Origin of the sequence: Paenibacillus sp. P46E (assembly GCF_001909095.1) — a bacterium.
GTDB classification, from domain to species: Bacteria; Bacillota; Bacilli; order Paenibacillales; family Paenibacillaceae; genus Paenibacillus_AQ; species Paenibacillus_AQ helianthi.
In genome coordinates this window covers 1-12,658 of record NZ_LVYZ01000085.1, presented here as the reverse complement: position 1 = coordinate 12,658, position 12,658 = coordinate 1, and the positions used below count along the sequence as shown (strand labels likewise).

16 protein-coding genes are annotated in these 12,658 nt (G+C 43.8%); 5 read left to right on the top strand and 11 right to left on the bottom strand.

Annotated features, from left to right (window positions below):
• A partial coding sequence (locus tag A3849_RS33220) for a hypothetical protein (RefSeq protein WP_218619276.1) occupies window positions 1-241 on the top strand: 241 nt, incomplete at its 5' end.
• A gap of 177 nt (window positions 242-418) precedes the next feature.
• On the opposite strand, the gene A3849_RS33780 is transcribed toward A3849_RS33220, so the two are convergent.
• From A3849_RS33780 to A3849_RS28905, 4 genes are all read right to left on the bottom strand, one after another.
• On the bottom strand, window positions 419-556 hold the full coding sequence (locus A3849_RS33780; protein ID WP_256701060.1) for a hypothetical protein: 138 nt from the start codon (window positions 554-556) through the stop codon (window positions 419-421).
• 8 nt (window positions 557-564) lie between these two features.
• On the bottom strand, window positions 565-1,062 hold the full coding sequence (locus tag A3849_RS33775; protein WP_256701059.1) for a sigma-70 family RNA polymerase sigma factor: 498 nt from the start codon (window positions 1,060-1,062) through the stop codon (window positions 565-567).
• A 142-nt stretch (window positions 1,063-1,204) separates the two neighbouring features.
• Window positions 1,205-3,229: a right-handed parallel beta-helix repeat-containing protein gene (locus A3849_RS28910; protein WP_178382843.1), complete on the bottom strand. Its 2,025-nt coding sequence runs from the start codon at window positions 3,227-3,229 to the stop codon at window positions 1,205-1,207.
• Window positions 3,230-3,306: 77 nt separating this feature from the next.
• On the bottom strand, window positions 3,307-5,169 hold the full coding sequence (locus A3849_RS28905) for a beta-L-arabinofuranosidase domain-containing protein (protein ID WP_074114527.1): 1,863 nt from the start codon (window positions 5,167-5,169) through the stop codon (window positions 3,307-3,309).
• Window positions 5,170-5,461: 292 nt separating this feature from the next.
• On the opposite strand from A3849_RS28905, the gene A3849_RS28900 reads away from it, so the two are divergent.
• Window positions 5,462-6,427, top strand: a complete 966-nt coding sequence (locus tag A3849_RS28900; RefSeq protein ID WP_074114526.1) for an NAD(P)H-dependent flavin oxidoreductase — start codon at window positions 5,462-5,464, stop codon at window positions 6,425-6,427.
• 149 nt (window positions 6,428-6,576) lie between these two features.
• On the opposite strand, the gene A3849_RS28895 is transcribed toward A3849_RS28900, so the two are convergent.
• A complete protein-coding gene (locus tag A3849_RS28895) occupies window positions 6,577-7,023 on the bottom strand; it encodes a MarR family transcriptional regulator (RefSeq protein WP_372237814.1) in 447 nt (148 codons plus the stop codon).
• A 218-nt stretch (window positions 7,024-7,241) separates the two neighbouring features.
• Complete coding sequence (locus tag A3849_RS28890; RefSeq protein WP_074114525.1) at window positions 7,242-7,943, bottom strand: SDR family NAD(P)-dependent oxidoreductase; 702 nt, start codon at window positions 7,941-7,943, stop codon at window positions 7,242-7,244.
• 323 nt (window positions 7,944-8,266) lie between these two features.
• Between A3849_RS28890 and A3849_RS28885 the strand changes: the two genes are divergently transcribed.
• Window positions 8,267-8,743, top strand: coding sequence for a Ger(x)C family spore germination C-terminal domain-containing protein (locus A3849_RS28885; RefSeq protein ID WP_178382842.1), 477 nt, complete (start codon window positions 8,267-8,269; stop codon window positions 8,741-8,743).
• A 72-nt stretch (window positions 8,744-8,815) separates the two neighbouring features.
• Here the strand turns inward: A3849_RS28885 and A3849_RS28880 are convergent, their stop codons facing one another.
• Window positions 8,816-9,004: a hypothetical protein gene (locus A3849_RS28880; protein WP_074114523.1), complete on the bottom strand. Its 189-nt coding sequence runs from the start codon at window positions 9,002-9,004 to the stop codon at window positions 8,816-8,818.
• Between the two features lie 185 nt (window positions 9,005-9,189).
• On the opposite strand from A3849_RS28880, the gene A3849_RS28875 reads away from it, so the two are divergent.
• The gene (locus A3849_RS28875) at window positions 9,190-9,537 is read left to right on the top strand and encodes a VOC family protein (protein WP_074114522.1); all 348 of its coding nucleotides are present in this window, start codon (window positions 9,190-9,192) and stop codon (window positions 9,535-9,537) included.
• 173 nt (window positions 9,538-9,710) lie between these two features.
• On the opposite strand, the gene A3849_RS28870 is transcribed toward A3849_RS28875, so the two are convergent.
• The gene (locus A3849_RS28870; protein ID WP_074114521.1) at window positions 9,711-10,175 is read right to left on the bottom strand and encodes a phage tail protein; all 465 of its coding nucleotides are present in this window, start codon (window positions 10,173-10,175) and stop codon (window positions 9,711-9,713) included.
• 25 nt (window positions 10,176-10,200) lie between these two features.
• Window positions 10,201-10,680 (bottom strand): GyrI-like domain-containing protein, encoded by a 480-nt coding sequence (locus A3849_RS28865; RefSeq protein ID WP_074114520.1) that lies wholly within the window; start codon window positions 10,678-10,680, stop codon window positions 10,201-10,203.
• Between the two features lie 111 nt (window positions 10,681-10,791).
• On the opposite strand from A3849_RS28865, the gene A3849_RS28860 reads away from it, so the two are divergent.
• On the top strand, window positions 10,792-11,769 hold the full coding sequence (locus A3849_RS28860; protein ID WP_074114519.1) for a helix-turn-helix transcriptional regulator: 978 nt from the start codon (window positions 10,792-10,794) through the stop codon (window positions 11,767-11,769).
• A 1-nt stretch (window position 11,770) separates the two neighbouring features.
• Here the strand turns inward: A3849_RS28860 and A3849_RS28855 are convergent, their stop codons facing one another.
• Window positions 11,771-12,193, bottom strand: a complete 423-nt coding sequence (locus tag A3849_RS28855; RefSeq protein ID WP_074114518.1) for a rhodanese-like domain-containing protein — start codon at window positions 12,191-12,193, stop codon at window positions 11,771-11,773.
• A 26-nt stretch (window positions 12,194-12,219) separates the two neighbouring features.
• The gene (locus tag A3849_RS28850) at window positions 12,220-12,537 is read right to left on the bottom strand and encodes a rhodanese-like domain-containing protein (RefSeq protein ID WP_074114517.1); all 318 of its coding nucleotides are present in this window, start codon (window positions 12,535-12,537) and stop codon (window positions 12,220-12,222) included.
• Between the last annotated feature and the right edge of the window lie 121 nt (window positions 12,538-12,658).

The following is a 12,658-nucleotide window of genomic DNA, read 5'->3' as shown; positions in this document are numbered from 1 at the left end:
GTCACAAACGATGAACGGCCACAGTCCTTTATTCGATCGTTTGAGCACAGATGGAAAACCTTACTGGGACTATATTACAAAATATTCCCCTGTTATTTATCAAGATATTAATAAGGATTTTGCTGGTGGGCTAGCGGATTTAATTGCGAAATTTAATGCAGACGCGAACTGGAACATGGCTGATCAATGGGAAACAATAGGAGTAGTCCCTCAAGTCCCATATGTATATGCTTCTATTTAAGAAACGAAGACACATCTCTTTTTAGGCTATTATTTTTATCATGCTCGTGATGATGGTCCTTTTCCCGTCGAACAACATGAAAGCGAGTAAGTGAATAGAAGGTGGACAAATCTTTCTTTCCGAGGATCCACATCTTGAAGGGCGGCTTTGACATGCAGCCTTCCTCATGGAACAACGCTACGAGCGCAGCAATATCGAATTGCTCGAGGCCTCCACATACCGGGACAACAGTTGCTGCTCGGGTTGAATGTCCATGCTGCTGAGCTCATCCGAGCGAAGTTGTGCCCGTTCCATCGTCTCCCGGGCTCTTTGCAAGGCACTATTCACCGCTGCGACATCGCCAACGGTTTCGCGATCTGCTTGGAGGACCACTCAAATACATCCTTCAAAATGAGTACCGCGAGTTGCCGCGGAGGCAAGGTCTGCAGGAGAGCGATGAAGCACAGTTGAAGAGTATTTCTGCGGACGAGCCGATCCTCCGGATTGCCCCCAAAGTCGGTAGACGGCCAGATCCAGGCAGAGTCCGGCAGCGTGTCGCGCGGCTCGACGATGGCGATGGCCGGTTCGAACAAGTCAACGGGAAGCGCGCGGCGTTTGGATTGTCTCAGCTTGTCCAAGCACAGGTTGGAGGCAATTCGATAGACCCAAGTTTTGAACGAGGAATCCTGTCTGAACGTGCTCCAGCTCTGCCAGACCCGAATACTCGTCTCCTGAACGGCATCGTCCGCATCGTCCATGGAGCCTAGCATCCGGTAACAGAACGAGGTTAAGCCCGGCTTCAACCTTGCAAATAATGGTTCGTCAAATGCGGTCTCGTTCATCGTGCCCTCCCTTAACGATCTCCCCGAAGGGGGTACCTTCATTATATGCAATGAAGCGGACAGCCTCAAATGTTCCTGTTTACCATAGAACAGATACAAGATCCTCTATTTCTCTTTGGGGTAGTATATAAATCTGATAATTCTATTTCAGAACCATCTCAACCGGACTGTCGTCAAATAATTCAAACGGACCGGGTGTTACATTTTTATCCGGACGCAGCTTATGATAGAAGTCGTGGTCGAAACGGTAAGAAGATCCATCCGGTTCCTCGTAATACATTTCGGCGTGATGGCTTCTACCGAGAAGCTCAGTGGTGACTACCGTAGGCGCTGCACCTCTCAATAATTCAGGGCTTTGAACATGCACTTTCACCTTGCAAGTAGCCGGATCGATTTCGATCTCGACCCCGCCTTTGACATACACTCTTGCATTTGACTCATGGCTACTCGGCACCGCGCCTTTCAAATACAGATTGCCCTGTATCGTAACGGGGAGTGCCATTTTATCGGGCTGAAATGGTTTTCCGGATTCCTTTATAGCCGCAATTTCTTCCTTGGTATATTCCCACCACTGCTTTTGATAAGTACTTGGGTAATCGTTGTAGCCGCCTAGTCCGGCAGGATGAAGGTAACAGCGGGAGTTGTCTGGTACACCGTCCATCGCAGCGCCACCGCCGTAATCTATATCCTCCCTTGGAGTGAGCGGAAGATGCTCGAAAAAGGTCATAGGCAGCGGCTCTGTGCCCGAATCGTCACCCCCTATAAATATATTATTGTAATACCTGTCGTCGCCGCCCGTGATGTTGCTGTACCCGGCAACAGCTGTCTCATGAGGCATATGGTAGGGAGTATAGCGGGTAAGCTCGGAGCGCACCACAAATCTGCCGGCAAACAGATTATGAACAAACGCACCGCCTTGGGCCATATTGCGGAAGTTCATAGGCGATAGGAACAGGTTATGATCCACCACATAAGGGCCGTGGCAGACCTCGACAAAGAGATCCTCTGACAGATTGTCGTAAAAGGTATTTCGGCTGATGCGGGTGCCTTGTGCCTGCCAATCCAGCCAAAGTGCCCGGTAAGAGCTATAGATGACATTCCCGCTAATCTGGGTATCCAGTGCGGCATGGAGTTTGATTCCCCCCACTTCTGCTCCGTGGAAGATGCGCTTGTGGTGAATATTATAAATGCGGTTCTGGTAGATCTGGCTAAAAGCAGCACCTAAATGTCCAACGATTCCAGCTTGTTCACAATCATGAATTACGTTGTTGCGGACAATATGGCTTCCGATATGATCCTTATGCCAATTCTTGCGCAGTGCACCGAAAATAACCTCCTGCTCCCGTTGCGTTCCGCCTTTGCTGCGAAAGTCCGAGTATTCGTTCTGCCCAGTTCTCTCTTTGCCTAGGCTGATACCTGTACATTTGGACTCGCTGACCCGATTATTCTCAATAATCCAGCCTTTACTCCAATGGGGACCTATAAGTCCTTCTTGCAAAGCCGTTGGCGGGGCCCACTGGGGGGATGCCTGCCGAAGAGTAAAGCCCCTGACGGTAATATAGTTACGGCCGGTCTTCTCAGGCCAGAAGCAATAAGGGCGCACATTGATTTCCACATTCTCTTGGCGGGGGTCTTTGCCTCCGAAGTTCGCCCATATGGTGGTGGACGTTGAACTTACTTCCGCGTACCATTGCAGCAAAGAGTCCTCTGCATATTTGGCCTGTGGCCAAACCTGGGGATTGTGCAATTTGGTAACGCTATCACATTCATAAAGGGATTTTCCGTCCAGATAAACATCCCCCAGATGCGGCTCGAACGCACCTTCAAACAACCAATCACCGTACAATTTAGTCTGATAGGGATTGCGGATGCCAAACAGACTGTTAGGTACCACCGCCCTCCAGACACCATCCCCTTCGTCCTTCCAGTCCGCTGCAGGCTCAGCACCCGTGATAACCACTTCTCCATCCCCGGCAGACTGGTATACAATCCTCTGTTCCTCTGTTCCTCCATGGGCCGGGTTGACCCATTCCCTGTATACACCGGCATGAACGGTTATGATATCTCCAGGCTCCGCTATAGCCGCAGCGCGGGAAATCGTACGGAAAGGCTGTGCCTCCGTACCCGGCGCCTGATCGCTTCCTTGAATTGCAACATGATATTCCACTAGATAACCACCCTTTACTTTTTTGTCCGCAATAATCATTTTTAGTTAACCACGTTATCTACCTCACCGATAGGTGCCTAAGCTTTTTTTACCGTGAAGTACACTTGATAGGGTTCATAACCGATATCGCGAATTCTTCTCAGCTGAATTCCCGGATCCTGATTGGCCGTCTTGAAGAAATAGCGCCAGCTGCCCCACTCCCGTTCATTTTCCATAATCAATTCAGAGGCAACATCATCTTTTTGTGTAAAGAGAATCCTTTCATTCTCACAAATACCAGCCAGTACTTCAGGACCAAAGCGAAATGCTCCTGTCTGTTCGTCGTCCGGAAGCGGAATGAAACGGATGCCGACTGGCAGAATGATGCTGACGCGATCGCCGTCCTTCCAATTCCGCAATATGGTGTAGAATACATTGTGATCCGCAGATTTCCCATGAAGCTGATCATTCACATAGATAACGGCTTCCGACATGATCCAGTCCGGAATCCGGAAATGAATTACAAACTCACTTGAAGTGGCTTTATGGACTACGAAATCATACTTTTTATAATCAGGCAGATTCTCGTGAAGAGCTGTGATCTCATTTAAATCCTGCTGCCCTGCTGTATTCGAAGAGTTCAGCATGCTTCCACTCATATGATCCTGGGATTGATAAATTCGGACATTCTCTCCGTTGATCTCAGTTGTCAGCTCAGAGTGAAAATACTGGCATACAAAGAGATCATTCTGATCCTGATAATAAATGCCTCTGTTTAATGCAGCATTAGCTTGTACCATCGTTCCGTGGCAGCAGAAGAAGCTATCGGTCTCCGTACTCCAATCCTTCCTGAGGCCAGCCTTCATCGGCAGGAAATAAGTCAACAGCCCTGTTTCGGGATTACTGTGCTTATTGCCAGTTAGAGAATATTCCTGGTAATAGGCCTGAGCCATAATACCATTGTACAAATTATATTCAATATACTGCGCATATGCCGGATCTGATGTATGTCGGAAGAGAAACTCTGCCAGACGAATCATGTTATAAACCGTACAGTGCTCTTGATTCTTATCCCCGAGGCGTGCTTTGATCTTCATTTTCGGCATCCAGACCTCACCGGCAGTATTCCCGCCAGTCACCAGTGACCCTCTCTCTGTAACAGCACATTTCCAGTAGGCAGTGACGATGTCCATCCATCTTTGTTCACCGGTTACTTCGTAAGCTCTAGCACAACCGAGTACTTCAGGAATGGTGGTGTTGGCATGCATGTTGGTCAGAGGGTCTTTGTTTTCCAGTAACGGGTGAAAAAGTCTGCTGCGGTAATAACGCTCCAGCAAGGTAGTGTATTTATCATTCCCTGTAATATGGAGAAGGTCCGCCCAAGCTTCAAGCATACCGCCTGTCTCCATGTCCAGAATGTCATCGAATTTCTCTCTTGTGAAGGTACTGCTCCATGTGACGAACCAGTCTGCCAAATGATCTGCCACATCGAGTGCCTTTTGACTGCCAGTAAATTGGTACATATCAACAAGTCCCATAAATAACTTATGGATGTTATACTGTGGAGCCCATATTCCTTTTCCTTGTGCGATCCAATGTAAATATTTCTCTGGAATAGGACCAGCCCATTGTCCGCCATTATCTTTCTGGCATTCGGCAAGCTCGTCTATTATGAGATCCGCTTTTAGTTTAAGCTCCAAATCACCAGTCTCATGAAACCGCATAGCTGCGGCAGACAACCAATGTCCAAGAAAATGTCCCCGGATCTGACAAACTGGTGTCTCCCATCCCCCGTGTGCATCATGCGGAATATCTCTACCATGGTATCTTCCTGCTTCTACTTTATAGTTAAACAGGAGATTATCATTCGTCAGTTTCATTAAATACCGCCTGTTTGCTTCTTCCCTGCGTTTTAAATCACCATCATGAAGAACGACATGTTTGCCTTTCAGTTCTATCATCGCCTGCAGCCCCTTCATCGAGTTGGATTTATCTTCATCTGGGTGAATCCATTAAAATTATAAAGCAGTGATTCCTTCAATCCAATGATGTATACGAATATATAATTGATCCATACTGATGATTGGCGTTACAAATTTCATAGTATATATCACTTGAAAGACATGATATTTAACATAGTTTGAGCATGCTCACAGTCACATCGGGAAAGACTTAACTGTGTTAAGTTATAGCTAATTAAATTACTCCAACGGAGTTATTAAAATGTCTACAACTTATGAAAGAGGTGTGTAATTGAAACTTCCAACAATCCAATTCGGACATATTAAATCCAGAGTTCCTGTTATCCAAGGCGGAATGGGTGTAGGCATATCCTTAAGTGGACTAGCTGCTGCTGTAGCCAATGCAGGCGGGATCGGCACCATCTCTGGTACAGGGATCACTACTGAAGAACTGAGAATGCATATTCGCAAAACAAGAGAACTCACTAAAGGAATTGGCTATATCGGTGTGAATGTGCTATTCGCAGTGAAGGATTTTGCCGAAAAAATGAAAGTTGCATTGGAAGAAAAGGTTGACTTTATTATTTCCGGAGCCGGAATTTCTAGAGATATTTATGCTTGGGGAAAAGAACATGGTACTCCTGTTGTAACGATTGTTTCATCCGCCAAATTAGCCCGGATTTCCGAAAGACTTGGTGCCTCCGCAGTCGTTGTGGAAGGGTTCGAAGCTGGGGGCCATTTAGGTACAGACAGATCGATGTTTGATATCCTTCCTGAAGTCTTAGAGACCGTTTCGATTCCCGTTATTGCTGCAGGTGGAATTTTGACAGGGGATGATATCGCAAAAGCTCTTCGGATGGGTGCATCTGGTGTTCAAATGGGCACCCGTTTTGTGGCTAGTCATGAGTGTGATGCTCCCTTAGCCTTCAAGCAAAAGTATGTAGATGCTCAGCAAGGAGATACTGTCCTCATCAAGTCTACAGTAGGTCTAGAAGGAAGAGCGATTCGGAATGAATTCACAGACCGGATCAGTGATGATGCCAAATTGAAGATCGTCAAATGCTATGATTGTCTAAAGGTTTGTTCACATCGATTCTGTACAATGGAATCCCTGCTCACTTCCCTTAGAGGAGATGTTGAGAACGGCTTGGTTTTTGCTGGATCCAGAGTTCATGAGATTAAAGAAATTTTGTCCGTACAGCAGATTGTCGACAATTTAATGAATGAGTATCAAGGGGCATGTAACCCGACCACTTAAGCTTGTGATATCCGAGCGTAATTTGTCTTATGACATCGGATGAGAATTCTGACAGGTTCATCAATCGGTCTGTGTCTGCACATAACAAAAAATCCGCACACAGTGCAGATTTCAATAAGTATATATTCGCCTTTACAAGATCAACGACTTCATACGTTTCCCTTCATTTTTTCAACATTTTTATTTAATTGAATTAATATTTTCCTTAGCCCGATAAGTTCTGTATCACTAATATCAGTTAATAGTTCCTCCGCAAAATGCTCTTTCTCCTTTTGTGAAGTTTCGATTGATGCTATTCCTCGATCCGTTAATTTAACCAGAGTTATTCGGTTGTCCCCGTCTTTTTTTCTTCTGGATACGATCCCGTTATCTTCAAGCTGTTTGAGATGTCTAGCGACAGCTGCCTTGTCAAGGGTCACTTTTTTCTGCAAGTCACTCTGACTGATTTCGATCTCTTGATAGATTAATGCGAGTATTTCAAAGCGAGATTGGCTGATGCTGATGTAAGCATCGAATGTAGTGTTTATGGCATTGTTTACACCATACATTTGGTATAATAGCGTGGCTTTCTGTGACCAATCTTTGCTCAAAACCATCCCATCTTTCTTAATCGTTTTTTGTTTATAGGCTTGCAATGTAATAGACAATATACAACGTAACTTCTTTACAAGCAAGTCTGCAAAAGCCACAACGATCCCTCTTCCTGAATATGGAGGTGATTTCATCCAGACCCAAAAGCCCTCTCTCCGGTGGAGAAAGGGCTATCCTGGAAGTTGAAGACGTTCAGAATGTGTTAGTTAATCTTGTTATTCAATCAGTATACTGCTAGAGTACCGTCGTAATTAATGACCTGTTTATTGTGGTTTTTATCATCCAAAACAAAGGAAAGGATAAATTCGGCAGCTTGAGCAGTTGTTTTCACGAAATCACCTGTCATATTACCATTTAAATCTGTTGAAACCGCCCCAGGCATTACTGAAAAAATCTCTACAGGTATATTCTCCTTTTCAAAGCTCATTCCCCATGACTTAGTCATCACATTCAAAGGAGCCTTGGATGTTTGATAGGCAAAAGCATTGAAGTAAGGTAACGGTTCAATAGGTATACTGATATTTTGAATAGTGCCTTTATTGGCAATCAATAGAGGAAGCAAGCCTTTTGAAAGTGCAAAAGGACCGATGAAATTCACTTGATAAGTTGCCTCCAGTTCTTCAACCGCAAATTCCCATCCAAGTTTATGCATATCACCTGGAATACCGGCATTGTTCACCAAAAGCGTCAACTCAGGAAAATTCTGCTTCATGCTTGTCACTGCATTATCAATACTCTGTAGATCAGCAACATCCAACAATACCAAATGTGCATCACCGAATGCTTGGAGCGCAGTTACTGCTGTTACTCCCCGCTCCAGATCGCGTGCCCCAACCAATACACGATACCCTGCTTCTAACAATTGCTTTGCAATCTCAAATCCAATCCCTTTATTTGCACCAGTTACTAATGCTGTCTTTGTCATCTGTTATTCTCCTTTTTTACGGTCTTTTAAGTTAACTACTCCGTAAACTGTATTTCATACTTCAGGATAACTGAAGCACTTCCGTTGATAGATCAACGGTTGATGTATCAACAGTTTAAGATAAATATTCTTTTATTGCAAGCTGTTTTTTTAGAATTAGTAAATTCGTTAAGATAAACCTTAATTTAGCCTCCTTGTTTTTAAGTCCGACCGGGAAATGGAAATTATGCTGGAAACCTGGAGTTCAGCTTCTTTAAAATGACCGTTCCAATCTTCCTTTGCAAGCTTATACTAAGGTAATCGTCAAATGTGCAGGTTCCGCCGTGTTCAGAGAGGACAAGCTCATTGGTTTTATTTCGGTGCCAGATACAAGAGTGTTAAACCTGATTAGAGACAAAATTACAGGAACGAGTTTTGCGGTTCCGGTTGATAATAAGCAAGGTGCCGCAACGATTCGGATGAACCCGATACACACAACCATGGATGTAACATTGAATAACGGACACCCGCATGTAAAATTATCTATTGCAGGAGAAGGCCATGTAAGCAGCATTGATACGGATTTGGCTCTAAATACAGCGGCAGGTTATCGGCAACTGGATCAGATGGAGTCTAATTACCTGCTGCTGGTGCTCCTTGATGTATTGGTATATCGTTTTTCCATTCCTACTAATTCTTCAGTTGGCTGGTTTCTTAGGGCTGCTCTTTTAACAGCAACTGTCCCTGTAATCGCTAGAACTACAATGCCGAAAAAAATCAATACATCGTCCCCCGTTCACCTAGAGTTAAAGTTAATATGATCAATTGAACTCCTTATTATGAAAATCAAATTGAAAAGCCGATCCATGGCGGAGTCGGCTTCATTTTAATCCTTAGGTTTGTCTGTTCTCCACAGATTTCATTCGGTTTTGATCGTCAGGCAGCCGGTCTTTACTGTTTTCCTGACCTGCTTCTACTTCACCGTGGCCGGAGACAGCACGGGCAAAATTTGTGAACTGTCTTTTTTCCTCATCCTGCTCGTGCTTAAGCTTAAGAAGCTCCTGCGGATCTTGTGTTGTCATAATGTTTAACCTCCTAAGAAATCGAATCAATGTATTGATTCGCTCTACAGAAGTTTTCCAATATAACGCGGTGCTTATACAAGAAATTCAAAAACCATAATCTTATTAAAAAAGGAAGAAGGAGATCCATCTCGAATATCAAATTGGACAACTAAAAATTTGTTGACAGACAGGAGTTGGATACAATGATAAAGGGTTTCGGAGGAATATTTTGGAGAACCAAGAATCTTGAAGTTGTGAAAAACTGGTACAGCAAAGTGTTGAAGATTGAAATAGACCACTGGAATGGGACTGTGATTAAACCCCAATCAGGAAATGAGACGATCTTTTCTTTCTTTACTGAGAATGACAGTTCTTTTCCAACCGAACAACAAGTGATGTTGAATTTCCAAGTACATGATCTCAACGAGACAATTCAACATCTTGAACAGATTGGTGTACCTCTTGCCAAGAATATTGAGGTTAGTGAATTTGGAAAGTTTGTTTGGATTGAAGATCCTGAAGGCCGGCTGATTGAACTTTGGGAGAAATAATTACTTCTTATTCAAAACTCAGAGTGAGTATTTCGAGTTTGACTTTTTTGAATCAAATCAGGAACGATTGCCGGATTAATGTTAAAGAACCTGATGAATTTCATCAGGTTCTTTTTTTGGTTATGTGGCGTACGAAATCCTGCCAAGGCTTGCATGTATTCATTTTACTCACTCTAATATTCACCTTTTATTACAAAAAACGAACCCCGGATGGTTCCCGCCAGTTTTGACTTCTGTCTGGCAAACTTAAACTTCCCTTCTAACTCCTGTGGTACATCCATCCCCTCAGATAGCTTAAAACCTACAGCCCGCTTCTTAGGGTCATCCACCGTATACATCACGTTGAGCGCAAGGCCATCCTCATAAAAGACGTAAGCAAACCGGATATTTTCCACTTGAAAACGTGATGTTTCTAAAGGCTTGGCTGCAAAAACAATATCACGTTCTTCCTTCAAAATCCAGTTCACATAATCAAGAGTATCCTGGCTCTCACTGGCTGGTACAACCTCGAATTCATGTTTGTATTTGTTCATGAAATAACGGGCTTCATTAGCACGTAAGCCTGCAAGTGTATCAACTACAGGTGAAGACTCCAAGCCAACTGTAGACACATTTGTAAAATCAACGGTGTAGGACATATCCATCACTCCTTCTATGTTCAGATTATTTCCTTACCACAGGGATCCACATTTCACCAACAACCAAGCCGTCCCGCTGCCCCATCTCCACCGATGCATTTGGTCCCCCGACGTAGGCGAAATCCTTGGCTTCCGGCAAGGCTTGACCAAAGGCAAGACCTGCAAGCTTATTGTTCAATGCATCCGCCGTCTCCGCTTCCCCTTTAACAACCAGATAGTCTCCCTTAGGAAATTGGATCACTCGGGCTTCATCGGGTGCTGGTGCCTCGGTCATAACACCGGCATAATGCATCATTTTGTTATTCACCGCTTCGTTCACAGCAAAAATGTAGTCATTCGCAGCTATGCCTTTTAGATAATCAAGCCTTCCATCTTGACTGACGGCCTGCCAAAAGTCTGACTTTTCCTTGTTAATGCCAGCATAATCTGTGTAATCACTCTTAAGCTCAGTTCCTAAGCCTATCACGGTAAAGCTGTCTTTTTCTTCAAGGGAATAATCTGCCATAGTCAAAACCATCCTTTTGTTGTGGATTCATCAAATGAGTTGTCATCTTCACTTGATAAATATATGATAGCCTTAAATCATGTCAAAAAATGATACTGTTTAGGAGTCCCCATGAAAAAAGTTGAACGGATCAATATCATCATGCGGTATATCAACAACCGCGCCCACTTTACCATTTCTGAAATCATGCAGGAATTTAACATTTCCCGTTCGACGGCTATTAGAGATATCAGAGAAATTGAGGCCATGGGAATGCCGCTTGTCGCAGAAGTTGGAAGGGATGGGGGGTATTCTGTCATGCGCAACTCTGTTCTTCCCGTTGTCCGCTTTACCGATGATGAAGTCAAAGCGCTTTTTATTGCCTTTATGGCTACAAGAAACGGACAACTCCCTTATCTTAAGAGTCGTCAGTCTTTATCCGAAAAACTACTGGGCCTCATTTCAGAAAACCAGCAAGAGGATCTTTTTCTTTTAAATCAAACCTTATTTTTTGAAGGGACCAACCCTAATAATCCTGACTTGCTTGATCTTTCCGATCTTCCCCATCCCATGCTGGAAAAACTAATCCAAATCCTCCTTATGGATAGTTATTTATTGATTACCATTGAGGAAGAGAAAGTTATTACGTCCTACCCCATTTATCTCATGCACCTTTATCGTGAAAAAAGCCTTTGGCTGATTGAAGCCTTTGACTTAAAAGATGAAAAGAAGCGGATTTTCCCTGTGGACTATCTCACCAATATTATCCCCTATCCGGAGAAAAATAGATTAAGTAAGAAAAAGATTTTTGAAAAACTTAGTAAACAGGAGGAGGAAATCAACCTTGTGCTCGAACTTGGTCCTAAAGCGATTGCCCAATTCAAAAAATACCATCCATTTAAAATTTCCATTTCCTATACAAATCCATACCAGACCACAGCCATTCTAAAGACTTATATCCATGTGAATAAACCTGGAGAATTGTCCGAAATGACAAATTGGCTACTTTTCCTCGGTAGTGACGTTAAAGTTAGAGAAGTACCGGATGAAGTCTTAGCAGATCTGCAAGGAAAATTATCTTTCTATTCCGCCGGATATCATCACAGCTAGGTTAATGATTGAATCTGTGTCCACAATATCTTCCTCTGAAGGCGCATATTTTTTGAAAACACGCTCCTGTAGGCCAAACTTCGCCTTGTATTGTATACAGATTACGGAAACCATGCTTACGGAGGATTCTTGCTGCTTTATTGCTGTGATACCCAGTGTTGGACAGAATAATTACACCATCATCCGGGGATAGCTCGTGTTGCCATACAAAAGGAAGACGCCCTAAAGATATATTTATTGAGCCGGAAATATGTTCTTCCAAATAATCCGAAGCATCTCTGACATCAAGCATTTTCAAATTCAAGCGTTCTTTTACTTGCACCCAATCACGAGCCTTAATATAGGAAAGTGAACGAACGGGCCATATCTGGCGCAAGAACCATAAGACCATTGCTCCAATCAAAAAGTAAATAAGTGTTATCATATCGTCCTGTCCTTTCATCAGCGGCTTTAGTCACGCACCAATTCATCTGTCCAGGCATTTAGCCCACCCGTCATGTTCACAACATTGAACCCCTTCTCACTCAGCAACTCGCAAGCCAAGCCGCTCCGGTTCCCGCTGCGGCAGATGACAATGATTTCTTGTGCGGGATCAAGTTCATGTTGCCGTTCCATAAGAACTCCAAGCGGAATATGTTTGGCACCGGCGATGTGTCCCTCCCCCCATTCTCCAGGTTCGCGAACATCCAGCATATTTAGGGACTCCCCGTTCTTGAGCTGCGCTGCTACCTGCTGGGGGGTGGTTTCTTTTGAAATCTTAAATGCCATGTTAATCTCTCCTTTACATATTTATGACTTCCGTATACCCCTATGGGTATTATAACATCTAAAATTCTGAACACAATAACTTCTCGTAAGAATTAGTTATAAAGAAAGAATCTGCTATTTC

What these genes read in the sequence shown, in the direction of transcription:
- A3849_RS33775 (WP_256701059.1), bottom strand. Translation starts at nt 1,062, where the DNA reads ATGAACGAGACCGCATTTGACGAACCATTATTTGCAAGGTTGAAGCCG.
- A3849_RS28905 (WP_074114527.1), bottom strand. Translation starts at nt 5,169, where the DNA reads ATGATAGAACTGAAAGGCAAACATGTCGTTCTTCATGATGGTGATTTA.
- A3849_RS28895 (WP_372237814.1), bottom strand. Translation starts at nt 7,023, where the DNA reads ATGGTTTTGAGCAAAGATTGGTCACAGAAAGCCACGCTATTATACCAA.
- A3849_RS28890 (WP_074114525.1), bottom strand. Translation starts at nt 7,943, where the DNA reads ATGACAAAGACAGCATTAGTAACTGGTGCAAATAAAGGGATTGGATTT.
- A3849_RS28880 (WP_074114523.1), bottom strand. Translation starts at nt 9,004, where the DNA reads ATGACAACACAAGATCCGCAGGAGCTTCTTAAGCTTAAGCACGAGCAG.
- A3849_RS28875 (WP_074114522.1), top strand. Translation starts at nt 9,190, where the DNA reads ATGATAAAGGGTTTCGGAGGAATATTTTGGAGAACCAAGAATCTTGAA.
- A3849_RS28870 (WP_074114521.1), bottom strand. Translation starts at nt 10,175, where the DNA reads ATGTCCTACACCGTTGATTTTACAAATGTGTCTACAGTTGGCTTGGAG.
- A3849_RS28865 (WP_074114520.1), bottom strand. Translation starts at nt 10,680, where the DNA reads ATGGCAGATTATTCCCTTGAAGAAAAAGACAGCTTTACCGTGATAGGC.
- A3849_RS28860 (WP_074114519.1), top strand. Translation starts at nt 10,792, where the DNA reads ATGAAAAAAGTTGAACGGATCAATATCATCATGCGGTATATCAACAAC.
- A3849_RS28855 (WP_074114518.1), bottom strand. Translation starts at nt 12,193, where the DNA reads ATGATAACACTTATTTACTTTTTGATTGGAGCAATGGTCTTATGGTTC.
- A3849_RS28850 (WP_074114517.1), bottom strand. Translation starts at nt 12,537, where the DNA reads ATGGCATTTAAGATTTCAAAAGAAACCACCCCCCAGCAGGTAGCAGCG.